Raw genomic sequence first — 22,214 nt, 5'->3', positions numbered from 1 at the left:
GGCCATACCTTGGTGCAATTGTTGCAGAACTCCTTCGATGCGAATTTCCTCCTCGTCAAACAACGCACGAGCAAGGAGGACGCCATGTCCCGAGTAGAGCAAAAAGTCACCCGTCGAACACTGCTTGCAGTCGCGGCGTCCGCCAGTGCAATCGGGGTGTTTCCCAAAGCGTTCGCAGCGACCGGTACGGTATCCGAGCTCCGACCCTTCAAGTTTACCGCGTCCAAGGATCAACTCGCCGATCTCCATCGACGCGTTGCCGCCACCCGCTGGCCGGACGAGGAAAACGTCACAGACGACAGCCAGGGCGTCAGGCTCGACACGATCAAGAAGCTCGCCGCCCATTGGAAGACCCACGACTGGCGAAAGGTCGAGGCTCGGCTTAATTCCCTTCCGCAGTTCCTTACGGAGATAGACGGCCTCGACATTCATTTCATTCACGTCAAGTCGAAGCACGAAAATGCGCTGCCAATAATCATCACCCATGGCTGGCCTGGATCGGTCATCGAACAGATGAAGATCATAAAGCCCCTTACCGATCCTACCGCCTTCGATGGCACCGAAGCCGACGCTTTTCATGTCGTCATTCCTTCCCTTCCGGGCTACGGCTTCTCAGCTAAGCCCAGGGAGACGGGCTGGAATCCGCCGCGCATCGCCAAGGCCTGGGCCGTGCTGATGCAGCGCCTCGGCTATACGAAGTACGTCGCGCAGGGCGGCGACTGGGGCAATGCGGTCACCGAGCTGATGGCTGTGCAGGAGCCAGCGGGCCTCATCGGCATCCACACCAACATGGCGGCCACCGTGCCAGCCGATATCGCCAAGCTGCTGTCATCGGGCGCGCCGGCGCCTGCGAGCCTCTCGGACGACGAGAAGCGGGCCTATGGGCAGCTCGACGATTTCTACAAGAACGGGCTCGGCTACGCGATCGAGATGAACAATCGGCCGCAGACGCTCTACGGCATTGTGGATTCGCCTATTGGACTTGCCTCCTGGATGCTCGATCACGACATCCGCAGCTACCGGATGATCGCTCGTTCCTTCGGCGGCGAGAAGGAAGGCCTTACGCCCGACGACGTGCTCGACAACGTCACGCTCTACTGGTTGACGAATACGGCGATCTCCTCGGCTCGGCTCTACTGGGACAACGCGCATTTCCCCGCCGGCGGCTTCTTCGATCCGCGCGGCATCAAAATCCCGGTCGCCGTCAGCGCCTTCCCGGATGAAATCTATCAGGCGCCGCAGAGCTGGGCCGAAAAGGCCTATCCGAAACTCATCCACTACGGCCGCCCGGCGAAGGGCGGGCATTTCGCCGCCTGGGAGCAGCCGGAGTTGTTTACAGCCGAACTCCGAGCTGCGTTCAAGCCGATCCGCGAAAATATTTAAAACGCACGGCGGCGCGGCAAGCCGCGCCGCGTTTGACACATTAGAGCGGGATTGTTTTAGGTCTGTTCATATCCGGCTTCCTTGAAGTAGTTTTGGCACTCTTTCGGCGAGACGGTTTGAAGGGTTTCTGCCAGCGCGTCGTCGATAGCCTGTCGGGTTCGGGCCTGCGCCTTGCGCAGCCCGTGCTTGATCTTGGCAAAGAGCTTTTCTATCGTCAGAGATCAGAGGCAATACCTTAGTATAGTGTGCTTGGTGCAAGTTTGCGGTAAACTCATCCTGATGGTGAGTACCACCTATGCTTCCAAGTCACTGGACGCGAGGCGCTTCTCACCACGCGTGCTGCAAATACTTTGGCAAGGTTTATCTGCGGACGATACGGCCAGAATTGGCGGAAAATGAACTGGGGCGGTCTACAAAGTCATCAGACTATCCGCTGGGCGGTCGCCTACGGCTTGTTCGGCGCACCTCGCTCAGGAGCGTCGATTGCCTTCGCATTGGCAGCACTCTCGATCACTGGGAACCCCGCTACTGGGGCAACGGCGCTCGCGGCCATGACAACCGCGCAACTTGTCGGAGCCTTGCCAATTGCCCGGTTGGGGCGGGGTGCGAACTCAATCGCATTCTTCAAGGCTCTCATCTTTATTCGGACGGCAGCACTGTTCGCTTGCGCTACAGCGTGTGGAGTGGGCGCGCCGTACGCAGTTTTCATCGCACAAGAACAGGCACTCGAGCAAGAACACCCACTCAGGGGGAGTTCCGTTCGTCTCGGGCATTGATACGCCGGAGATCGGGTTGCACGCGAAGCGCATCAATGAAAACTCGCTGTCTGAAATGATGCCGTAGTTGCGGTCCTCGCTTTAGGCAACCACCGGCCCAGGTGGCGCCCGGTGTCAGTCGTCCAAGGCCGACATTCGACCACATCGCGTCCGACGCGGCCAACGGTACCATCGTCCTCGGCGCTAACGAGGAACCCATCGGCGATCACAAGATCATCTCCAGCTCCTCATGGCCGGCGAATGCACTTGCCCCTCTTCTCAAGGTTATCGAGCGAGGTGGTCGGCCCGAGCCATCAGAGTGGCGACCGCAAGTGCTTCTGCGATCGATCTTACCGTGACGACCCCAGCACAGCCGAACCTGGATCAAGCGCGGGCGGAGTTGCAGCGAGCGGTGACTCCGCCCCTTTCTGGGGCTGGACGGGGCGTCCCCCGTCTCCGTTGACATGCGCCCCCCGGAGTCGCTGATAAACTCTGGTCCCGAAGTTTCGCTCGCCGCCGGAGGCATGATGCGGGTGTTTGGCTGGTACGACCACGAATTCAGTTTCGCGAGACGGATGGTCGATGTTGCGGTCCTCATGGGTCGCAGGTCAGCGGCCGCACAACCTTTGCCCCGCGCCAGTTGCGCTCACCCGGTTTCTTCGAGTCCGACCAAGGGTCCGCACTTGTAACGAAGGAACGGCACCGGCTTAGCGTGGGCGCTCGATCTTGGGATTGCCATCCTGAGAATTCGAACGCCCACCTCTTCCGGGCTGGCCAATCGAGGTACTTACGCCCGTGACCTCGCGCATGAAAGATGTCAGCCACCGCTTCGGCCATTTAAGCGAAGTAGCTTAAACCTAGATTCTCCATGGTGGCGCCTATCAGAGGTACAATCTTTCCGCGAGCGGGAAGAGGGGGCGGGTCCTTGAGATCGCCGCTACAGCCTCTCGGAAGGGATCGACCCCGCCCTTCTTCGGAACAGCTTTAACTAACGACGCATCAGGGTGAAGCATCCAGGCTGACGTCCTCCGCAACCACACCTTCCCATTAAGGATTCGGACGAGGCGCTTGGAGCGTAGTCGAGGGATCTCGAAGATGGAACGGCGTGGATCTGACTGGCGCGAAAGTCAAGCGCGCAGCCTTTCGTGCCGAAGGCGACTCGAGTCGAAGGAAGACCTTTCGCGTCACCGCCGCCGATGGATGCGAATCGGATGCAAACGGCCGGCAGATCACGACACACGAGGCTATGCATGCGGTCGCCCGCATCTCCTTTCAACAGGTGCCGATTCACTTTTGGGGTTTCGCAACGACCAACGTTGGTGGTTCCATCGATGGCAAGTCTGCCCCCCCCCGATGGCGGGATTGAAGTCGGCTCGATGAGCAAATGCCCCAGACACGTGAAGGCGCAAGAGCCTGTTTTGCATTCTGTTTGCCGCTCGCGCGGCCGAAGATCCGCTTGGATCGAGGTCGAGCGCCTTCAACAACTCGGTAGGATTCGATATTGCCACCGTTATAGCTGCACGCAGGGGTATGCCGCTGTGGACCGGGAGCCGCCCCGGCCTTCTTGATCGAGGAGAATCGGCGACAGTGGAGGGTCTGGGCTGCCGGCCGACCTTCGTGACGAGGGTCGCAGCAATCCTTAACAGTCACCGGCATCAGAAAGCTCTGAATCCTTGCCTAACCCTCGCGCTGTGGATCCCCGCGGAAGGTCCCTGTTCCTCTCAGCAGCGACGCCGCGCTTCCCAAGCGATCCGCCGTGTCTCACGATCGTGAGACGAACCAGCCCTTCATTGATGCCGTTATGGTCAGTTGATCTTGGCTCGCGGAACGTGCGACCGGCAATACACTTCCGCAAGGATTCCGCACGCACTGGCGACAGCCCGCACTCCAGGACTCGGTCGCATGCGGCATATTAAAGCCTCAGCGCAACAGCCGCGTCATCACCAAACGATCCAGTTGCGCTTCGCATCGATCGCCGCCTGAGGGGCGGCGCTACAAGCCTCCATAATCGGCCTCCAATGGTCAGGTAAAGTTTCCTATACTCGTAAAGCGAGAATTAGTCAATACAAAATGTTCACTTCATGATCTTGGTGATCGCCACATGATCATTTTGGAAGACAGTTGTCGTTGCGGCGCAAAATGCAATCGGCAGACTTACTGCCGCACCGCACAAAATCCGGATGCAAAGGCGGGCGCAGGCTCCTCATGGGGCGGCAACGCCTACGCCGTTCATTATAAGCAAACGAAAACAACACCCCGAAAGGACTCGTACAATATTGATGACGCGAAAAACACAAAGGATTCGAGATATACTTACAACTCAAAAAAGATGTCAGAATACATGCCGCACTGCACAGTAATACGGAAAATATTCCAGACTTAATCTATGTAGACACGCCCGTCTCCATGCTGTATACTTATAATGGTAATAACGACCCCGAGAGAGAGACGAGAAGAAAGGCAGATCCCAAAAATTCGGAGCAGGAGAAAGGCTATGGTTCGTATCATCGACATACACGAAGTCATTCGGCGAACGGGCTTGTGCAGAAGCACCATCTGGCGGAACAGGAAGGACGAGTGCAGTGACTTTCCCTCCTGTCGAAGACTCTCGAAGCGACGCATAGGCTGGGTTGACCTCCGGATCGACCAATGGATTCTATCGAGACCTGTGCGATCGAGTCGCGGCCGACGGCGCCGACGCCTGATAACCGGCCGGTGGTGATATGGGGCCCCAGCCGATAAGCGCGCGTTGCCCAGTTCGTTGCCCCGAAAAGGGTGAAGCGGTTGGGCGACGCTTAGAACCGGTTGAAATTGTGGCGACCCCTGCAGGAATCGAACCTGCGACAACCTGCTTAGAAGGCAGGTGCTCTATCCAGCTGAGCTAAGGGGCCGTCCGGCGGTCGCGTTTACGGAGCGCGACCGGATGCGGCAGTTCTGGACGAGAAATCTCAATGCGTCCAGGGCTGCGTGCGGGTATAGCGGAAATTATCCGGATAGGCGACAACCTGGCGGACCGGATCCTTCGGCGGGATGACGCGGTATTCGATGCCGTTGCGCTGGGCGTAGGCTTCGGCCAGTTCTTGCGTTTCAAAGGTGAGTTTTACCTGCTGTCGCGTATCGCCGGACGAGGTGTAACCCATCATCGGATCAATCTTGCGCGGCGACTCCTGATCGAATTCAAGCACCCAGAGATGGGTCTTGGCCTTGCCGGACTGCATGGCGGTCTTGGCTGGACGATAGATCTTGGCAGACATGACTGCGCGTCTCCGGCTATGCGGGCATCGCCCGCCTTTGATGGTCTCAATCCCGTTGCCGGGGCACTTGCTTCATCGCTAGTGATAGCGCGAAGAGATGAATTTTGCTTATCCGCGAATCCCCGGCTTTTCAAGAAAAAAGGCAGTGTATGACGCGCCTCGACCCCATCGCGTTGATGAGGCGATGCTTCGGAAACAAGGATATCGGCAGACAGGCCGGTTGCGCAATATTACCGGTCGTCTCATGTTGTGATCACAACCTGATTGCCGCGGCCAGCCCTCGGGACTATTTACGGCTCAGTCAATTTCAGTGGATTTGCACACATGATGAGACGTTCGGCGGAGTTCAATGCCATTGTGATCGGGGCTGGCATTACGGCTTTCTTCTACGTTGCCATCAGCTACGCCCAATATATCGGCCTGCTCGAACGCGGCTGAGGAGCCTCCTCCTGATGCCCAGTTGCCCCCTCAGGGCGGACGGGCGGCCTTTCCCGATTTTATGTATACACCGACATATCAGGCGAAAACTTCGGCCAGAGCTGGATTTATGGGTTGCGACGGTGAAGTGAACCGTGTATCTCCCCGCCACGGCACGGAGTGTAGCGCAGCCTGGTAGCGCATCTGGTTTGGGACCAGAGGGTCGGGAGTTCGAATCTCTCCACTCCGACCATTCAATATCCCGATATTTTTGGATCTTTGACGGCCGCATCGCGGCTCGCACGCTTGCGCGTCGTCACTTCGTCTTCTTCGTGGTCGTGGCGCTGACGATCCTGTCGCCCGGCTTGATTCCGAGTTTGGCGACGATGCCGGCATTGAGTTCGACAACGTATTTCACCTTGCCCATCGAATCGATGATGTCGCGCGAATAAGGCACGGCCTTTTCCTTGATGTGACGGATCGCGCCGGTGTCGTCGGCAAAAAGCATGTCGAGCGGCAGGATGGTGTTTTCCATCCACATGGTGACGCGCCGCGGCTCGTCGAAATCGAAGATCATGCCGGCATCATCGGCCATCGCCTTGCGAAACATCAGTCCGTAGGCGCGCTGATCCGGAGTCGAGGCGATCTCGACAGTAAAATGCAGCAGCTTGCCCGCAGCGGTCTGGATGAGCAGCGGCTCCTTGTCGAATCGCATCTGCTCCTCGGCCAAGGCCGGCAGGGCGACCATGAAAAAAAGCGCCGTGATGGCGCTTCTGATCGCATGAAGAAGAATGAGACCGCGCATATCAATGCGACCGGCTGGCCGGGCTCGGAACGTCGGGATGGATTTCTGCGGCCATCAGGCCCTTTTCGCCGTCGCCGAAGCGGACGAGCACCACCTGGCCGGGGCGAAGCTCCGTCAAACCGAAGCGGCGGAGCGTCTCCATGTGTACGAAGATGTCTTCCGTGCCCTCGCCGCGTGTCAGGAAGCCGAAGCCCTTGGTACGGTTGAACCACTTGACGAGCGCACGTTCCAGCCCGCTCGTCGCGGTGACCTGCACATGTGTGCGCACCGGCGGCAGTTGCGAGGGGTGAACCGCGGTCGACTGGTCCATCGAAAGGATCTTGAACGCTTGGTAGCCGCGCTCGCGGCGCTGGATGAGGGCGACGATGCGCGTTCCCTCGAGGATCGTCTGGTAACCGTCGCGCCGCAGGCAGGTCACGTGCAGGAGGACATCCTGTATGCCGTTGTCGGGCACGATGAAGCCGAAACCCTTGGCGACGTCAAACCACTTGACGACGCCGGTGATTTCAACAAGATCGACCGCCTCTCCCGATAGCTCGTCGAGGTCGGAGTATTCGTTCGATGAAATCCTATCAGCCATTGTCGCCAGCCCCTCGAATACGCGTCACACTGTTACGGTTAACTGATTCTTGAAATCAAGATTAACATCTTGGTAACGGATAAGCGCAAGTCCTAGTTTTCGGTTATTCCCAACTGCACATTTTCCAAAGATGACTTGCCCGAAGCTGACCTCAGCTCGCCGAAAAAGACCAGCCCCAATAAAGGAGTAGATAGAATGCGTTATCTTCACACAATGGTACGCGTCAAAGACCTGGACGCCTCGCTCGCTTTTTACACCACGCTGTTCGGGCTGGAGGAGATTCGCCGCCACGAAAACGAGAAGGGTCGCTTCACCCTGGTTTTCCTGGCGGCTCGCGACGATCTCGACCGTGCACGCAGCGAAAAGGCTCCCTGCCTCGAGCTTACCTACAACTGGGACACGGAAGATTATAGCGGAGGACGCAATTTCGGCCACCTCGCGTATGAGGTCGACGATATTTACGCAACCTGCCAGAATCTGATGGACAACGGCATCACCATCAACCGGCCGCCGCGCGACGGGAACATGGCCTTCGTCCGCTCGCCCGACGGCATCTCGATCGAAATCCTGCAGAAGGGCAGCCCGCTTGCCGCCGCCGAACCCTGGGCCTCGATGGGCAATACCGGCGCCTGGTAAGGCTTTTCGCCGCAAGGCTTTTGCGAAGCTTGCGGCTTTTGCGATTTCGGATCCGGCCGGCGCCTTGACGCTTGCCGCGATCCGGCACCGAAGGCAATCTCCTGATGACTCGAAGCGGAAGATGGCGGTTTTCGCCCGTTTTCCGCATCAACTGGAGACTGTCGCTTGCGTAACATTGAGATGCGGATGCCCCTGACGGGCGCTTTGCTGATCGCCACTTCGGTGCTGGCGCTGTCCGGCTGTGCGTCAGACAAGAAGGCGCTCGACTCTGCGGCAGCGGTTCCAGCGGCGCAAGCCGCGGTACCGCAGCTTGCTCAGGCAGCGCCTGCAAAAAATGCCCCACGCTCAATGTACTCGGACCCCCGGCTCGTCAACGTCTCCGGCGCCCAAGCCGCGCCGCAGGTCGTCGCTGAGGGTCCGAATGCCGCCGTCCCGCCGGCCGATCCGGCGACGGCAGCACCTGCCAATATCGGCGGGCTCGTGCTGCAATCGACCAGGATCAACGCGCAGGCGATGAGCATCTTTTCGGATCATCAGCCGGCGCCGCAGAACAACGGCACGTCCACCGTCATTCAGCCGGAGGCCTATGCGCCGGTTCAAGGTGCAGTACCCGCAAGAAGCAGCGTCTACAGCCAGCCGCCTGCATCGGCACAACCGGCGGAGCCGGTGCTGCCCCAGCAATCCTCGCAGAATGGCAGCACCCAGCCTGCACCCGTTCAAACGGCGTCGTTGGCGACAGACGGCAGTCCGGCCCCGACGATGAACGCGCTCTACAGCGCGCCGAAGCAGAACCTGCTCGGCAGCCTTTCCGGCCTTCTGCACAAGGCTGCCCTGCCCGGCATGACGCGTATCGCGCCGAACGGGCTGCATCTCCAGAACGACAAGGTCGAGGTCAGCTGCTTCAAGCCCGAGCTGCTGAGTGTGATCAAGACGGTCGAAAGCCATTTCGGCCGCCCTGTTATCGTCACTTCAGGTTATCGCGACGAAGAGCATAACCGCCTGGTCGGCGGCGCCGACGAATCGATGCACAAGAGCTGCGAGGCGGCCGACATCCAGATCGACGGCGTGACGAAATCGGATATCGCCGCCTATATTCGCTCGCTGCCGAACCGCGGCGGTGTCGGCACCTATTGCCACACGGATTCGGTCCATCTCGATACCGGCAAAACCCGCGACTGGAACTGGGGCTGCGGCGGCAAACGCGCGCCGACGGCGACCGCAAGAGCGATCTGACGGCCGCGCAATTTTCGCATAACGTTACGAAAGCGCCGCCTCGTCTTGTTAAAGAAACAACTGGCAGCCTATTGATTCAGCTTTAATAATCAGCTCTTCGAACGCACTCGGATTTCCTGTCATTTTTTTGAAAGAAAACCGAATTGCCGCTTGCGGGATTCAAAACGCCTGACTATAAGGGCGCCACCACGAAGGAAGCGCCCTTCGTCTATCGGTTAGGACACCAGATTTTCATTCTGGGAAGAGGGGTTCGACTCCCCTAGGGCGTACCACTTTCTCTCCATATTGAAGCCGTCGCATCCGCTTGCAGAAGTCTGCGCGCGGTCCTATTTTAACGGAGCCGGCCTGCGCCCTTCGTCTATCGGTTAGGACGACAGATTCTCATTCTGTAAAGAGGGGTTCGACTCCCCTAGGGCGTACCAACATCGGACAAAAATGCCTGCGTTTGACCAAGCACTTGTTTGTCTACCCCTGCGACTCACCGGAGAAGTTGCGGAGACGATATCTCAGGGATTGCATTTAACGGTTATCCTTGGAGCTTGATCGCGCTGTTTTGGCTGCATCGCCTCCCCCCGCCACGTTTTTCCACAGGAGCAAAAAAATCGGCGAAAACGATGATTTTTTCGCGTCTTGGCGCTTGCGGCTTTTGAAGGTGCTGACTATAAGGGCGCCACCACGAAGGAAGCGCCCTTCGTCTATCGGTTAGGACACCAGATTTTCATTCTGGGAAGAGGGGTTCGACTCCCCTAGGGCGTACCAATTTCTTCCCTCCGAATTCCTCATCATCAGCTTTTTTGCGCGGCTGTTTTATTTTGCCGGCGCAGCATCGCAGACGCGCAGCTGGATGCGGCGGGCGCCTTGATAATGCTCGGCGCCCAGCGAACCCACCACGTGCAGGCTGGCGCCGCGTGAGTTGAGGAGAAGATTACCAAGTGGCGTATCGGCGGCGCGGAAGGCGATGCCGTCGAGCCGCGATCCGTCCATTGCCTCCATCGTCACCTTTACATGTTTCTCGCCGACCAAGCGCGCGTCGCGCACACGATGTGCCGGCACGGCAAAGAGCGGTTGTGCATGGCCGGAGCCATATGGGCCGGCGGCCTCCAGGCGGTCGATGAGTTCGAGCGTGGCGCCGCTGGCGCCGATCGCACCGTCGATCTTCAGCGTCTCGTTGGCGACGAGGTTCGCCACAGTCCTTGCCGACTTCTCGGTGAAGAAGGTCCTCAGCCTGCCGAGATCGGCGCGCTCGACCGTCAACCCGGCGGCCATGGCGTGGCCTCCGCCCTTGACGAGGATCCCCTCGTCGACGGCAGCCCGCACCATCCTGCCCATGTCGAAGCCGTTGATGGAGCGGCCCGAGCCGGTGCCGCGGCCGGAAGGATCGAATGCGATTGCAAAGGCGGGGCGTTTGAACTTTTCCTTCAGCCGCGCCGCGATCAGCCCGACGATGCCGGGATGCCATTTCTCATGGGCGGTGACGATGACGGAGGCGCCCTCGCCGTCGCCATATTCGGCGAGCGCCTCGGCTTCCGCCTCCTGCAGCATGATGGTCTCCATCGCCTGGCGCTCGCCGTTGAGCTCGTCGAGGCGCTGGGCGATCACGTCAGCCTCCCCGGCGTCGTCGAGCGTCAGCAGCCGGCTTCCGAGTGCCGCATCGCCGATCCGCCCGCCGGCATTGATGCGCGGGCCGATCAGGAAGCCGAAATGATAGGGTGTCACCGGGCCTGCGAGCCCGGCCTTGCGGAAGAGGGCTGCAAGCCCGGCATTGCTCTGGTGGCGGGCAGCGACCAGCCCCTTCACCACATAGGCGCGGTTGAGGCCCTTCAGCGGTACGACATCGCAGACCGTCGCCAGTGCGACGATATCCAGCCATTGCAAGAGGTCGAGCGCGAGGATGCGCTTGTTGCCGGCGGCGCGTAGCAGCCTCAGCGTCGCGACCAGCACCATGAAGACCACACCGGCGGCGCAAAGATGCCCCTGCCCCGAGAGATCGTCCTCGCGGTTCGGATTGACGAGCGCATGGCAGGGCGGCAGCTCATGTGTCACCTGGTGGTGATCGATGACGACGACATCGATGTTGCGGGCGGCGGCGGCGGCCAGCGCCTCGTGGCTGGTCGAGCCGCAATCGACAGTGACGATCAACCGGGCGCCGTTGTCGATCAACTGGTTGATCGCCGCCGGATTGGGGCCGTAACCTTCAAAGACGCGGTCGGGAATATAGATGTTCGCTTTGACGCCGAAATGGCTGAGGAAGCGAAACATTAGCGCCGAGGAGGCCGCGCCGTCGACGTCGTAGTCGCCGAAGATCGCAACGCTCTCGCCGCGCTCGATGGCGCTCAGGAGGCGGGTTGCCGCCTTTTCGCAATCGGTCAGCCTATGGGGATCGGGCATCAGGCTGCGGATCGTCGGATCGAGGAATTCGATCGCCTCGTCCACCGTCACGCCGCGCCCGGCCAGCACGCGAGCGATCAGATCCGGCAGGCCGTGGATCTGCGACATGGCGAGCGCCCGGTTCTGCCCGGCCTGGTCGAGCCGCGCGACCCAGCGATTGTCGAGCGCGGATTTCTCCACGCCGAGAAACGCGCGCTGTACCGGATCAACGAGATCTGCCATGCCACACTCCGCTGACTTCATCTGCTCTTTCTACAGAAGCAGCGGAGATAACATAGCGATGGATTTGCAGACACGGATTTTTACCAGAACACCGCCCAGACGATCACGGCGATGCCGCCCAGCTGCACCAGCATGACCGAAAACAGCGTTAGCAGAATGGCCCAGTTGCGGCCTTCTGTCTGCTCATCGTCGCCGTCAGGCTCATCAGGAGCCTCTTGACGAATTTCACGGTAGGTCGGCTTGAGCATTTCCTCAAGCATATCAGGACGGTCCGGCGGCACCTCGCCCGGGCAGCCATACCCTTTCCCGGCGTGGCTGTCCTTGCTCATGAAATTCTCCACGCAGACGACTCACCAATCTCCGGTTTAATTATATCAATATTTCGGTATTTGTTAATATAGACTTCCGTAAGGGGAGGTTGAAAAAATTACAGAAAAACCGCCCTGTCGAGACGGGGCGGTTCAACGGGTGTCCACACGATCGGGAGGGCTCAGCCGTCCTCTTTCGGCCGCTCGATTCGAATCACCTGCGGCTCGCCGAAGAGATAACCTTCCGACTTGATCGAGGCGACGGCCTTGCGCACCGACTCTTCCATCGTCGCATGGGTGACAAGAATGATCGTCTGGTGGTGCGACGGCGCCAGATGCTGCTTCGAGCGTTGGACGATCGATTCCAGCGAGATGTTGTTTTCGGCCATTCGGGTTGCGACGCTGGCAAAGACGCCGGTGCGGTCGAGCACGGTCAGGCGGATGAAATACCCGCCCTCGTGGCTCTGCATCTGCGCCTTGCGGTAGGGTTCCAGCGCCTTTGCGGGATGGCCGAGCACCGGCACGCGCTGGGCGCCCGGCTGGCTTTTGGCGATATCGGCAATGTCACCGAGCACAGACGAGGCTGTGGCATTGCCGCCGGCGCCGGGGCCGACCATCAGCAGTTCGCCGAGCACGTCGGATTCGATCGCCACCGCATTGGTGACGCCGTCGACCTGGGCAATGACCGAATCGACCGGCACCATGGTCGGGTGAACGCGTTGCTCGATGCCGGTATCGGTGCGCTGGGCAACGCCCAGCAGCTTGATGCGATAACCGAGCTCGGCGGCAGCGTGGATATCCTCGATCGAGATGTTGGTGATGCCTTCGAGATAGATGTCATCGGCGGCGATGCGATTGCCGAAGGCAAGCGTCGTCAGGATGGACAGCTTGTGGGCGGTGTCGTTGCCCTCGATGTCGAAGGCCGGATCGGCCTCGGCATAACCGAGGCGCTGCGCTTCCTTCAGGCACTCGGCGAAGGAAAGCCCCTCCTTCTCCATCTTGGTCAGGATGTAATTGCAGGTGCCGTTCATGATGCCATAGATGCGCGAGACGGAATTCCCGGTCAGCGATTCACGCAGCGCCTTGATGACGGGGATGCCGCCGGCGACTGCCGCCTCGAAATTCAGCAACGCGCCCTTCTCCTCGGCGATCGTTGCGAGCTCGACGCCGTGATAGGCAAGCAGCGCCTTATTGGCTGTCACCACATGGAGACCACGCTGGAGTGCGGCGCGCACGGAAACGTTGGCAGCCCCTTCGGCGCCGCCCATCAGCTCGACGAAGACGTCGATATCGCCCTTTTCAGCAAGCTCTTCCGGCCGGTCGAACCAGGTGACAGTGGCAAGATCGATGCCGCGGTCCCTCGCCCTGTCACGCGCGGAAACCGCGGTAATGGTGATCGGACGCCCGCAGGTGACGGCAAGCTCGTTGCTCTTCTGCTGGATGATGCGGACTAGCGAGGCGCCGACGGTGCCCAAGCCCGCAATGCCGATTTTGAGGGCATCTGCCATAGATTTATCCTGAAATATCTGTGTGGCGGCAGCCGCGGGACGCGGCTGCCTTAGAGTTGGATTAGCGGTGCGCGTTCAGCGAAATGACGTTGTGCATCGTTTCGTCTGCCGTCGACATGAACTTCTTGATGTTGCGCGCAGCCTGGCGGATGCGGTGTTCATTCTCGACAAGCGCCAGACGAACGTAGTCGTCGCCCTGTTCGCCGAAGCCGATGCCCGGGGCAACGGCGACGTCAGCCTTCTCGACCAGCAGTTTGGAAAACTCGAGCGAACCGAGATGACGGAACTTTTCCGGGATCTTCGCCCAGGCGAACATGGTGGCAGCCGGCGGCGGTACGTCGAAGCCGGCCTTGCCGAAGCTTTCGACCATGACGTCGCGGCGACGTTTATAGACATTGCGAACCTCAGCAATGTCGGAGCCGTCGCCGTTCAGCGCATGCGTCGCCGCCACCTGGATCGGCGTGAAGGCGCCGTAATCGAGATAGGACTTGACGCGGGTGAGCGCCGCGATCAGCCGCTCGTTGCCGACGGCAAAGCCCATGCGCCAGCCGGGCATGGAGAATGTCTTCGACATCGAGGTGAACTCGACCGTCATATCCATTGCACCCGGCACTTCGAGAACCGACGGCGGTGGGGCGCCGTCGAAATAGATTTCCGAATAGGCAAGGTCGGAGAGCACGATGATGTCGTGCTTCTTGGCGAAGGCAATGACGTCTTTGTAGAAATCGAGCGTCGCGACAAGGGCCGTCGGGTTCGAGGGGTAGTTGAGGATCAGCGCCAAGGGCTTCGGGATCGAATGCCGGACCGCGCGCTCAAGCGGCGGGAAAAAGCTTTCGTCCGGCTCCACCGACATGGAGCGGATGACGCCGCCCGCCATCAGGAAGCCGAAGGCATGGATCGGATAGGTCGGGTTCGGGCAGAGGATGACGTCGCCCGGCGCGGTGATCGCCTGCGCCATGTTTGCAAAGCCTTCCTTGGAGCCCAAGGTAGCGACCACTTGCGTATCCGGGTTGAGCTTGACGCCGAAACGGCGGGCATAATAAGCGGCCTGAGCGCGGCGCAGCCCCGGAATGCCCTTGGAAGACGAATAACGGTGCGTGCGCGGATCCTGCACGACTTCGCACAGCTTGTCGACGATCGACTGAGGAGTGGGAAGGTCGGGGTTTCCCATGCCGAGATCGATGATATCGGCACCGCCCGCTCGCGCGCTTGCCTTCAAACGGTTGACCTGTTCGAAAACATAAGGCGGCAAACGCCGGACTTTGTGAAACTCTTCCATTTCATTCCCCATGGAAAGGCGGCTTTCGGGCCGCAGTCGAAGTTCGTTCCGTCTCCCGGCGGCTGCGACACGAACTTCAGAATCGCAGCGCCGTATTCATCAGACCCAAAACACGCGGCAAATCTTTGACGGAAAGGCCGCGTAACGCGCATTATCGGGAAAATCTTGTCTTCCGATCCATCCGGAAGGCTTTGCGTCCAAATTGCCTGAAAGGCAAGGTCTATTTGGAGATTTCGGAGAGCGTCTCCGGGCCGTGTTCGGCGGCGAGACGGCGCATTTCCGCGGCCTTGGCCTGATATTCGGCCTCCGAAATCGTGCCGGCCTTGCGCCGGGCGGCGAGTGCGGTCAACTGATGCTGCAGTTCGGCCGCCTGCTCGTCACTCATCTGGACGTTGGCGGCCGTCAGCGGCGCGCCGAAATTCGGATAGCCGTCCGGCGACTTTGCCAGGCCGCCTTCGACCGCATCGCCCTTGGTGGCCGGCATGACGACGGCGGTTGGCGCCGCTCGCTTGGCGGCGGCTGCGGCCTTCTGCTCAGCCGTCAGATTGCATCCGGCAAGAGCCATCGCCGCCGCGGCGCAGATCAATGCGGTGCGGTTGAAGGTTGCGATGCGCCGAATGCCGTTCTTCGTCATGCCTCAAAATCCAGTTCTGACTGCGTCGACTGTTAAATTTGTCGCAGCCACAAAGCAATAGCATGAGCCGGCGCGGGTGGAACTTGTTTTCTCGTTCAATCACGATGTACAACGATTGGATAAAAATAGTGCTGCCGCCGGAGGAAATGGTGACCGACAGCAAGCGGGAGAATGGCGGCCAGAAGAATGGCGGCAAAGCCGGTTTCGATGCGACCGATCTCGATCCCTATCTGTTGAAGGATCCCGAGACCATGGCGATGAATTTCGCCCGGGCGCTCGAAAATCTCGGACAGGCCGCCTCGGCATGGCTTGCGCCGCGCGAACGCGGCGAGATCAGCCAAACCGCCGTCGATCCGATGACCGACATGGTCAAGACGCTTTCCAAGGTCACCGAATACTGGATTGCCGATCCCCGCCGCACCTTCGAGGCGCAGACCCAGCTGATGTCCTCGTTCTTCGGCATCTGGATGCGCTCGATGCAGCGGATGCAAGCTACGCACATGCAGGGCGAGCCTCTGCATGCCGAGCCGGACACCCGCAAGGACAAGCGCTTCTCCGACGAAGACTGGCAGAAGAACCCGTTTTTCGATTTTCTGCGCCAGGTCTATTTCGTTACGACCGACTGGGCGGAGAAGCTGGTGTCGGAGACCGACGGACTCGACGAGCACACCAAGCACAAGGCCGGCTTCTACGTGAAGCAGATCACGGCAGCACTTTCGCCCAGCAACTTCATCGCCACCAATCCCCAGCTCTACCGCGAGACGATCGCAACCAGCGGCGAAAACCTGGTGCGGGGGATGAAGATGCTTGCCGAGGACATCGCTGCCGGAAACGGCGATCTTCGCCTTCGCCAGACCGACATGACGAAATTCGTCGTCGGCCGCGACATGGCGCTGACACCGGGCAAGGTGATCGCCCAAAACGACATCTGCCAGATCATCCAGTACGAGGCTTCGACCGAAACGGTGCTGAAGCGGCCGCTGCTGATCTGCCCGCCCTGGATCAACAAGTTTTATATTCTCGATCTCAACCCGCAGAAATCCTTCATCAAATGGTGCGTCGACCAGGGTCAGACCGCCTTCGTCATTTCCTGGGTCAACCCGGATGCGCGCCACGCCGATAAGGACTGGACGTCCTATGCCCGCGAGGGCATCGATTTCGCGCTCGAGACGATCGAGAAGGCGACCGGCGAAAAGGACGTCAACGCCGTCGGCTACTGCGTCGGCGGCACGCTGCTAGCGGCAACGCTGGCGCTGCATGCCAAGGAGAAGAACAAGCGCATCAAGACTGCGACGCTCTTTACCACCCAGGTCGATTTCACCCATGCCGGCGATCTCAAGGTCTTCGTCGACGAGGAGCAGCTGACAGCGCTTGAGGAGCATATGCAGGCGGCCGGCTATCTCGACGGCTCGAAGATGTCGATGGCCTTCAACATGCTGCGGGCTTCCGAGCTGATCTGGCCTTATTTCGTCAACAACTACCTCAAGGGCCAGGATCCCCTGCCCTTCGACCTGTTGTTCTGGAACGCCGATTCGACCCGCATGGCGGCGGCAAACCATGCCTTCTACCTGCGCAATTGCTATTTGAGGAATGCGCTGACGCAGAACGAGATGGTCCTCGACGGCAAGCCGGTGTCGCTGAAAGACGTCAAGATCCCGATCTATAATCTCGCCACCCGCGAGGATCACATAGCGCCTGCGAAGTCCGTCTTTCTCGGCAGCCAGTTTTTCGGCGGCAAGGTGGAATTCGTCGTCACCGGCTCGGGACATATCTCCGGCGTCGTCAACCCGCCCGACAAGAAGAAATATCAATTCTGGACGGGCGGCCCCGCCAAGGGCGAGTACGAGACCTGGCTCGAGCGGGCAACCGAGACACCTGGATCGTGGTGGCCGCACTGGCAGACCTGGATCGAGACCCATGACAGCAGGCGCGTGCCAGCGCGCAAACCGGGCGGCGATGCGCTGAATGCGATCGAAGAAGCCCCGGGAAGTTATGTGATGGAACGCGCCTGAGAAGGCCCAACGCATCTCTTTTTGAGACGTCGCGAGAAAGAGCGACGCGGCGTAAATAAATTAGAAACCATAATTCGTCATCCTTGCGAGACAGTCGGAAGTCGCGAGTGGTCTAAATTCGGCCCACTTGCGCCTATACCGGCCCCGGCGAAGTGTAGTCAGTCAGTGCCGCCGGCCTGCGTAGCGAGTTTGAAAGACGAGTGTAGTATGGCGTTTGCGGTCGGGACGTTCGATGACGTCACCCCTCTTGGCGGATCTGCCTTTCGTTTGCGCGGATCTCGCGGCTTTCTTTACGGCGTCGTCGGCGCCGGATTTCTGACCTCCACATGGTTGATCGCGACCTTGGCGACAATGCACTCGGTGGCCGTGCCCGTTTCTCCGCCCGACAGATTCACGCAGGTGGCATCCGCGCCGAAGGCCAAACCGGCGACGCCCCACGAACGGCTGATCCATGTCGGCAAGGCTGACCGGCTGGCCGCCTTCGATGCGAAGCCGCAGATCCCGCTGACGGCGAGCCTCATTCAATCCCACGCCGACAAGACTGCCGCCGCCGTAACGGCACTGGCGGCACTTACAAAACACAATCGGCTTGTCATGGCTGCCGAGCAGCCAGTCGTGGCGGCAATTTCGGACAGCGCCAAGTTCCGCAAGGATGATGTGATCACGCAGGCGCCGGTCGATGTCGCCTCGGCAGCGACGGAAGAACACGACGGCGACCGGGTCATCATTCCCTCGAAGGAGGCCGTTGCTGCTGCCGAACTCCCGGCCCTTCTGGCACTTGCCGATGCCGGATCCCGGCAGATCGCACCGGCTCCGGTCGAACCATCAGCATCTCCGGTCCGCACCGCCGCAATTCCCGCCTCGGAACCCGCACCGGTGGCCGTTGCCGCCGCCGACGACGCGCCGCCTTTCGATCTGGTGCTGACGCCCGACGAAGACTCCGTGCCGCTGCCGATGGCGCGTCCCGACGGCCTTATCGGCAAGCCGGCGCCGGTCGCCAAGGGTTCGCAGCGCGCCGGCGAACCTGCACTTGCCTACGCCCAGCCAAACTCGCCGATCGAGGACGACAAGGACGATGCAGTGCCACGCTACGACAAGCCGGTCTTCTCGCCGAAGCTGCGCGCCGGTGTGGCGATCTACGACATCGAGAACAGCACCGTCTATCTGCCGAACGGCGAGAGGCTGGAAGCCCATTCCGGTCTCGGCAAGATGCGCGACAACCCGCGTTTCGTGAATAAGAAGATGCACGGGCCGACGCCGCCGCACACCTATGCCCTCACCATGCGCGAGAGCCTTTTCCATGGTGTCGAGGCGCTGCGGCTGACCCCGCTCGAAGGCGCGGACGCCATCTATGACCGTGTCGGCCTGTTGGCCCACACCTACATGCTCGGCAAAAACGGTGATTCCAACGGCTGCGTCTCCTTCAAGGACTACCGCCGTTTCCTCGCCGCCTACAAGCGCGGTGACATCAAGCAGCTCGTGGTGGTGCCACGGCTGAACAACAAGCCCGCTTCGACGCTCGCCTCGCTGTTTTCATCGCGCAGCTAAGCAATAGGAGAGCGCGCAGCCGCTGGCGTGCCCGCGGGCGCTATTTCAACCAGGTTGCGATTCGCTCCACCGCCTCGGCGATCTCGGCTTCCGAGCCCGCATAAGACAGACGCAGGGTTCGATGTCCTTCCAGCGGATCGAAGTCGAGGCCGGGTGTTGCGGCGACGTCGATTTCCGCGAGCATGCGCTTGGCAAAACCCATGCTGTCATTGGTGAAGCGGGTGACGTCGAGATAGGCGTAGAAGGCGCCGTCCATCGGTGACGCGATCGCAAGGCCGATCTCCGGCAGGCGGCGCATCAGCAAGTCGCGGTTGGCGGCATAGCTCGCCTTATAAAGATCGAGTTCGTCGCCGGCACCGAGCGCGGCCGTGGCGGCGATCTGGGAAAGTTCGGGCGGAGAGATATAAAGGCTTTGCGCCACCCGCTCGATCGGCCGCACCAGGCGCTCCGGCAGCACCATCCAGCCGATTCGCCAGCCGGTCATGCAGTAATATTTGGAGAAGGAGTTGATGACGATCGCCTCGTCGGTCAGCTCCAGCGCGCTGGCCTCCTCGCCGGCGAAGGTCAGCCCGTGATAGATTTCATCGGAGATGAAGGCGATGGAATGGGCCGCGCAGTAGTCCGCGAGCGCTTTCAGCCCATCGCGAGCGGTCACCGTGCCGGTCGGGTTGGCGGGGCTTGCGAGCAGCACGCCTTTCAGCGTCACGCCGCTTTCCTTCTGCGCCGCCTCGAGGCTCTCAGGCGTCAGGGTGAAGTGGGTCTCGGCCGTTACCGGCACTTCGACAACCTTCAAGCCAAGCGCGCCGAGGATATTGCGATATGCGGGATAACCAGGCCTTGCGATCGCCACAGCATCGCCGGCATCGAAGAGCGACAGGAAGGCGAGGTTGAAGCCGGCCGAGGAACCGGTGGTGATGGCGATCCGCTTGGGATCGATCTCCAGGCCGTGGCGATCCTTATAGTGCCGGGCAAGTGCCGATTTCAGCAGCGCCGTTCCCAGCGCATCGGTATAACCGATCCGGCCTTCGGCAAGAGCTGCGCGCGCTGCTTCAAGGGCAGCCTGAGGGGCGGGATGCGAGGGCTGACCGACCGCCATCGAGATAACGGGCTGGCCGGCCGCCCGCCTTTTCGTCGCCTCCGCCAGGACGTCCATGGCATGAAATGGCTCGACTTCGCTGCGTTTCGATATGGAAAACAAGATCGCTTCTCGCTCGGCTACTTCACTGACGGCCTGACAATTGCCGCATTAATCGGCTCATCACAATCCCGCGAGGGTCACGCTGGGATGAAAATTCCTGTTTGAGCAGAACACAACGCACCGTACCTTGACGCGACGCACTCAAGTCCATAACCCGGCGACGGTCTTTTCGACAGAGAGACGACCACATCGCCGTTGACGAGGATATCATGGCCTTTCTTCCGAAAACCTTCACCGCACTGGCACTTGCCGCATCGATCGCCCTTCCGTTTCCGGCGGCAGCGCTCGACGACCAGCAGAAGAAGGAGTTCGGCGAATTCATCAAGCAATACCTGATCGAGAATCCCGAGATCATGCTCGATGTTCAGGATGCGCTGCAGAAGAAGCAGGAAGCCCAGCGGCTGGTGAAGGCCAATATGGCGATCGACGAGAACACGGCCGCGATCTTCGATTCGAAGAACGACGTCACCCTCGGCAATCCCAAGGGCGATGTCACCGTCGTCGAATTCTTCGATTACAATTGCAGCTACTGCCGTCACGCGCTTCCCGACATGCAGGCGATGCTCAAGAAGGACAAGAACGTTCGTTTCGTGCTCAAGGAGTTTCCGATCCTCGGGCCGGATTCGGTCGCAGCCCACAAGGTGGCCGACGCCTTCCGCAAGCTGGCGCCGGAGAAATATGCCGATTTCCATGTCGCGCTTCTCGGCGCCGAAGGCCGCGCCTCCGACGAAACGGCGATCGCGGTTGCAGCTTCGCTCGGCGTCAGCGAGAACAAGATTCGCGCCGAGATGGCAAAGAGCCCGAATGATGGTGTCGTCCAGGCGACCTACCAGCTCGCCTCCAGTCTCGGCATCAGCGGCACGCCGTCCTATGTGATCGGCAACGAACTGGTGCCAGGCGCCGTCGGGCTCGACGATCTCGAAGCCAAGGTCAAGAATATGCGCAGCTGCGGCAAGACCGCCTGCTGAGCACGTGAGCCGCCAGCCGGCCGCCCATCAAATCGCCAAAATCGAAGCGTTTCAACCATGTGGACAAATGTGGCGTGATTCCGCTGGCCAATCCGTAAGGGCTTTCATTCAGCCTTCACGGAGTCTATAGGTTGCCGTCGTACATTTTACGGAACATTCGATGACGCAAACGATTTTCGTCCTGAACGGCCCCAACCTGAACATGCTGGGCAAACGAGAGCCCGGCATTTATGGTGGCAAGACGCTGAAGGACATCGAAGCGGACTGCAAGGCCGCCGGCCGCGAACTCGGCTTCGACATCGATTTCCGTCAGAGCAATCACGAAGGTACGCTTGTGGACTGGTTCCATGAGGCCGACGAAAAGGCCGTCGGCGTTGCCATCAACGCAGGCGCCTATACGCATACTTCGGTCGCGCTGCATGATGCGATCCGCGCTATTTCCATTCCCGTCATTGAACTCCACATATCCAACGTTCATGCGCGGGAAGAATTCCGCCATAAGTCGATGATTGCGCCGGCATGCAAGGGCGTGATTTGCGGCTTCGGGCCTCATAGCTACATCCTGGCGCTTCATGCGCTGAAGAACATCACGGCATAAGAATAAGACAGGGCAACACCATGGCTGAAAAGAAATCGGGTATCGATCAGGCACTGATCCGCGATCTCGCCAATATCCTCAACGAGACGGATCTGACGGAGATCGAGGTCGAGCAGGACGACCTGCGCATTCGCGTTTCGCGTGCAGGCACGCCGCAATATGTCCAGGCGCCGATCGCAGCGCCTGCCTATGCCGCAGCCGCCGCTCCGGCAGCAGCAACTGCGCCGGCCGCCGCTCCCGCCCGCAATCCCGCCAATGTCGTCAGTGCGCCGATGGTCGGCACCGTCTACATGGCGCCGGCTCCCGGCGCGCGTGCCTTCATCGAAGTCGGCGCGACAGTCAAGGAAGGCCAGACGCTGATCATCATCGAAGCGATGAAAACGATGAACCAGATCCCCTCGCCGAAGTCGGGCAAGGTGACCGAGATCCTCGTCGATGACGGACATCCCGTCGAATACGGCCAAGCCCTCGTCGTCATCGAATAGGCC

Annotated in this window: 18 protein-coding genes, 5 tRNA genes and 1 pseudogene; 13 read left to right on the top strand and 11 right to left on the bottom strand. The window is 60.2% G+C overall.

All coding sequences use genetic code 11. The features are described 5' to 3' along the window. Positions 1-84 precede the first annotated feature (84 nt). Positions 85-1,383: an epoxide hydrolase gene (locus J3O30_RS10180; protein ID WP_207584019.1), complete on the top strand. Its 1,299-nt coding sequence runs from the start codon at positions 85-87 to the stop codon at positions 1,381-1,383. A gap of 56 nt (positions 1,384-1,439) precedes the next feature. Here J3O30_RS10180 and J3O30_RS10175 read toward each other — a convergent pair. The 3 genes and pseudogenes from J3O30_RS10175 to J3O30_RS10160 all read right to left on the bottom strand — a co-directional run. Then, positions 1,440-1,595: pseudogene (locus J3O30_RS10175) on the bottom strand (IS630 family transposase); the annotation flags it as partial. A gap of 3,357 nt (positions 1,596-4,952) precedes the next feature. Then, a tRNA-Arg gene (locus J3O30_RS10165) sits at positions 4,953-5,029 on the bottom strand. A 57-nt stretch (positions 5,030-5,086) separates the two neighbouring features. Next, the gene (locus J3O30_RS10160; protein WP_207584017.1) at positions 5,087-5,392 is read right to left on the bottom strand and encodes an ETC complex I subunit; all 306 of its coding nucleotides are present in this window, start codon (positions 5,390-5,392) and stop codon (positions 5,087-5,089) included. A 593-nt stretch (positions 5,393-5,985) separates the two neighbouring features. Here J3O30_RS10160 and J3O30_RS10155 point away from each other — a divergent pair. Continuing rightward, positions 5,986-6,062: transfer RNA gene (locus tag J3O30_RS10155), tRNA-Pro, on the top strand. A 63-nt stretch (positions 6,063-6,125) separates the two neighbouring features. On the opposite strand, the gene J3O30_RS10150 is transcribed toward J3O30_RS10155, so the two are convergent. Both J3O30_RS10150 and J3O30_RS10145 read right to left on the bottom strand, forming a co-directional pair. Then, positions 6,126-6,614 (bottom strand): DUF192 domain-containing protein, encoded by a 489-nt coding sequence (locus tag J3O30_RS10150; RefSeq protein ID WP_207584016.1) that lies wholly within the window; start codon positions 6,612-6,614, stop codon positions 6,126-6,128. Position 6,615: 1 nt separating this feature from the next. Beyond that, positions 6,616-7,194 carry a cold-shock protein gene (locus J3O30_RS10145; RefSeq protein WP_207584015.1) on the bottom strand — a complete coding sequence of 193 codons (579 nt, stop codon included), beginning with the start codon at positions 7,192-7,194 and terminating at the stop codon, positions 6,616-6,618. 195 nt (positions 7,195-7,389) lie between these two features. On the opposite strand from J3O30_RS10145, the gene gloA reads away from it, so the two are divergent. From gloA to J3O30_RS10120, 5 genes are all read left to right on the top strand, one after another. Next, a complete protein-coding gene (gloA, locus tag J3O30_RS10140; protein WP_003573436.1) occupies positions 7,390-7,830 on the top strand; it encodes a lactoylglutathione lyase in 441 nt (146 codons plus the stop codon). 165 nt (positions 7,831-7,995) lie between these two features. Further along, complete coding sequence (locus J3O30_RS10135) at positions 7,996-9,063, top strand: D-Ala-D-Ala carboxypeptidase family metallohydrolase (RefSeq protein WP_207584014.1); 1,068 nt, start codon at positions 7,996-7,998, stop codon at positions 9,061-9,063. A gap of 197 nt (positions 9,064-9,260) precedes the next feature. Next, positions 9,261-9,335 (top strand) — tRNA-Glu (locus tag J3O30_RS10130). A gap of 75 nt (positions 9,336-9,410) precedes the next feature. Continuing rightward, positions 9,411-9,485: transfer RNA gene (locus tag J3O30_RS10125), tRNA-Glu, on the top strand. A gap of 262 nt (positions 9,486-9,747) precedes the next feature. Then, positions 9,748-9,822 (top strand) — tRNA-Glu (locus J3O30_RS10120). A 48-nt stretch (positions 9,823-9,870) separates the two neighbouring features. Here the strand turns inward: J3O30_RS10120 and recJ are convergent. The 5 genes from recJ to J3O30_RS10095 all read right to left on the bottom strand — a co-directional run bounded on the left by recJ (position 9,871) and on the right by J3O30_RS10095 (position 15,402). Then, positions 9,871-11,673 (bottom strand): single-stranded-DNA-specific exonuclease RecJ, encoded by a 1,803-nt coding sequence (recJ, locus tag J3O30_RS10115; RefSeq protein WP_207584013.1) that lies wholly within the window; start codon positions 11,671-11,673, stop codon positions 9,871-9,873. Positions 11,674-11,753: 80 nt separating this feature from the next. Then, positions 11,754-12,002, bottom strand: a complete 249-nt coding sequence (locus J3O30_RS10110; protein WP_207584012.1) for a hypothetical protein — start codon at positions 12,000-12,002, stop codon at positions 11,754-11,756. A gap of 161 nt (positions 12,003-12,163) precedes the next feature. Beyond that, positions 12,164-13,489 (bottom strand): homoserine dehydrogenase, encoded by a 1,326-nt coding sequence (locus tag J3O30_RS10105; protein ID WP_207584011.1) that lies wholly within the window; start codon positions 13,487-13,489, stop codon positions 12,164-12,166. Positions 13,490-13,550: 61 nt separating this feature from the next. Next, positions 13,551-14,768 (bottom strand): LL-diaminopimelate aminotransferase, encoded by a 1,218-nt coding sequence (locus J3O30_RS10100; RefSeq protein WP_207584010.1) that lies wholly within the window; start codon positions 14,766-14,768, stop codon positions 13,551-13,553. Positions 14,769-14,988: 220 nt separating this feature from the next. Then, positions 14,989-15,402, bottom strand: coding sequence for a hypothetical protein (locus tag J3O30_RS10095; RefSeq protein ID WP_207584009.1), 414 nt, complete (start codon positions 15,400-15,402; stop codon positions 14,989-14,991). A gap of 146 nt (positions 15,403-15,548) precedes the next feature. Between J3O30_RS10095 and phaC the strand changes: the two genes are divergently transcribed. Continuing rightward, the gene (gene phaC, locus J3O30_RS10090) at positions 15,549-17,414 is read left to right on the top strand and encodes a class I poly(R)-hydroxyalkanoic acid synthase (RefSeq protein WP_221116345.1); all 1,866 of its coding nucleotides are present in this window, start codon (positions 15,549-15,551) and stop codon (positions 17,412-17,414) included. Between the two features lie 207 nt (positions 17,415-17,621). Continuing rightward, the gene (locus J3O30_RS10085; RefSeq protein ID WP_207584008.1) at positions 17,622-18,962 is read left to right on the top strand and encodes a DUF2778 domain-containing protein; all 1,341 of its coding nucleotides are present in this window, start codon (positions 17,622-17,624) and stop codon (positions 18,960-18,962) included. Positions 18,963-19,002: 40 nt separating this feature from the next. Here the strand turns inward: J3O30_RS10085 and J3O30_RS10080 are convergent, their stop codons facing one another. Further along, a complete protein-coding gene (locus J3O30_RS10080; protein ID WP_207584007.1) occupies positions 19,003-20,160 on the bottom strand; it encodes an aminotransferase class I/II-fold pyridoxal phosphate-dependent enzyme in 1,158 nt (385 codons plus the stop codon). Between J3O30_RS10080 and J3O30_RS10075 the strand changes: the two genes are divergently transcribed. The 4 genes from J3O30_RS10075 (at position 20,119) to accB (ending at position 22,211) form a co-directional block, all read left to right on the top strand. Further along, positions 20,119-20,265, top strand: a complete 147-nt coding sequence (locus tag J3O30_RS10075; protein ID WP_207584409.1) for a hypothetical protein — start codon at positions 20,119-20,121, stop codon at positions 20,263-20,265. The two genes, J3O30_RS10080 and J3O30_RS10075, sit on opposite strands and share 42 nt — an antisense overlap. A gap of 104 nt (positions 20,266-20,369) precedes the next feature. Beyond that, positions 20,370-21,128: a DsbA family protein gene (locus tag J3O30_RS10070; protein WP_207584006.1), complete on the top strand. Its 759-nt coding sequence runs from the start codon at positions 20,370-20,372 to the stop codon at positions 21,126-21,128. Between the two features lie 160 nt (positions 21,129-21,288). Then, positions 21,289-21,726 (top strand): type II 3-dehydroquinate dehydratase, encoded by a 438-nt coding sequence (gene aroQ, locus J3O30_RS10065; RefSeq protein ID WP_007825196.1) that lies wholly within the window; start codon positions 21,289-21,291, stop codon positions 21,724-21,726. A gap of 20 nt (positions 21,727-21,746) precedes the next feature. Beyond that, positions 21,747-22,211: an acetyl-CoA carboxylase biotin carboxyl carrier protein gene (gene accB / locus J3O30_RS10060; RefSeq protein ID WP_207584005.1), complete on the top strand. Its 465-nt coding sequence runs from the start codon at positions 21,747-21,749 to the stop codon at positions 22,209-22,211. Positions 22,212-22,214: the final 3 nt, after the last annotated feature.

This window comes from Rhizobium sp. NZLR1 (assembly GCF_017357385.1).
In the GTDB taxonomy this organism is placed as follows: Bacteria; Pseudomonadota; Alphaproteobacteria; order Rhizobiales; family Rhizobiaceae; genus Rhizobium.
This window is presented reverse-complemented; position numbering and strand designations above follow the sequence as displayed.

Bases quoted from the DNA above. Each gene is read 5' to 3' on its own strand.
- J3O30_RS10180 (WP_207584019.1), top strand. From the start codon at position 85: ATGTCCCGAGTAGAGCAAAAAGTCACCCGTCGAACACTGCTTGCAGTC.
- J3O30_RS10160 (WP_207584017.1), bottom strand. From the start codon at position 5,392: ATGTCTGCCAAGATCTATCGTCCAGCCAAGACCGCCATGCAGTCCGGC.
- J3O30_RS10150 (WP_207584016.1), bottom strand. From the start codon at position 6,614: ATGCGCGGTCTCATTCTTCTTCATGCGATCAGAAGCGCCATCACGGCG.
- J3O30_RS10145 (WP_207584015.1), bottom strand. From the start codon at position 7,194: ATGGCTGATAGGATTTCATCGAACGAATACTCCGACCTCGACGAGCTA.
- gloA (WP_003573436.1), top strand. From the start codon at position 7,390: ATGCGTTATCTTCACACAATGGTACGCGTCAAAGACCTGGACGCCTCG.
- recJ (WP_207584013.1), bottom strand. From the start codon at position 11,673: ATGGCAGATCTCGTTGATCCGGTACAGCGCGCGTTTCTCGGCGTGGAG.
- J3O30_RS10110 (WP_207584012.1), bottom strand. From the start codon at position 12,002: ATGAGCAAGGACAGCCACGCCGGGAAAGGGTATGGCTGCCCGGGCGAG.
- J3O30_RS10105 (WP_207584011.1), bottom strand. From the start codon at position 13,489: ATGGCAGATGCCCTCAAAATCGGCATTGCGGGCTTGGGCACCGTCGGC.
- J3O30_RS10100 (WP_207584010.1), bottom strand. From the start codon at position 14,768: ATGGAAGAGTTTCACAAAGTCCGGCGTTTGCCGCCTTATGTTTTCGAA.
- J3O30_RS10095 (WP_207584009.1), bottom strand. From the start codon at position 15,402: ATGACGAAGAACGGCATTCGGCGCATCGCAACCTTCAACCGCACCGCA.
- phaC (WP_221116345.1), top strand. From the start codon at position 15,549: ATGGTGACCGACAGCAAGCGGGAGAATGGCGGCCAGAAGAATGGCGGC.
- J3O30_RS10085 (WP_207584008.1), top strand. From the start codon at position 17,622: ATGGCGTTTGCGGTCGGGACGTTCGATGACGTCACCCCTCTTGGCGGA.
- J3O30_RS10075 (WP_207584409.1), top strand. From the start codon at position 20,119: ATGAAATGGCTCGACTTCGCTGCGTTTCGATATGGAAAACAAGATCGC.
- J3O30_RS10070 (WP_207584006.1), top strand. From the start codon at position 20,370: ATGGCCTTTCTTCCGAAAACCTTCACCGCACTGGCACTTGCCGCATCG.
- aroQ (WP_007825196.1), top strand. From the start codon at position 21,289: ATGACGCAAACGATTTTCGTCCTGAACGGCCCCAACCTGAACATGCTG.
- accB (WP_207584005.1), top strand. From the start codon at position 21,747: ATGGCTGAAAAGAAATCGGGTATCGATCAGGCACTGATCCGCGATCTC.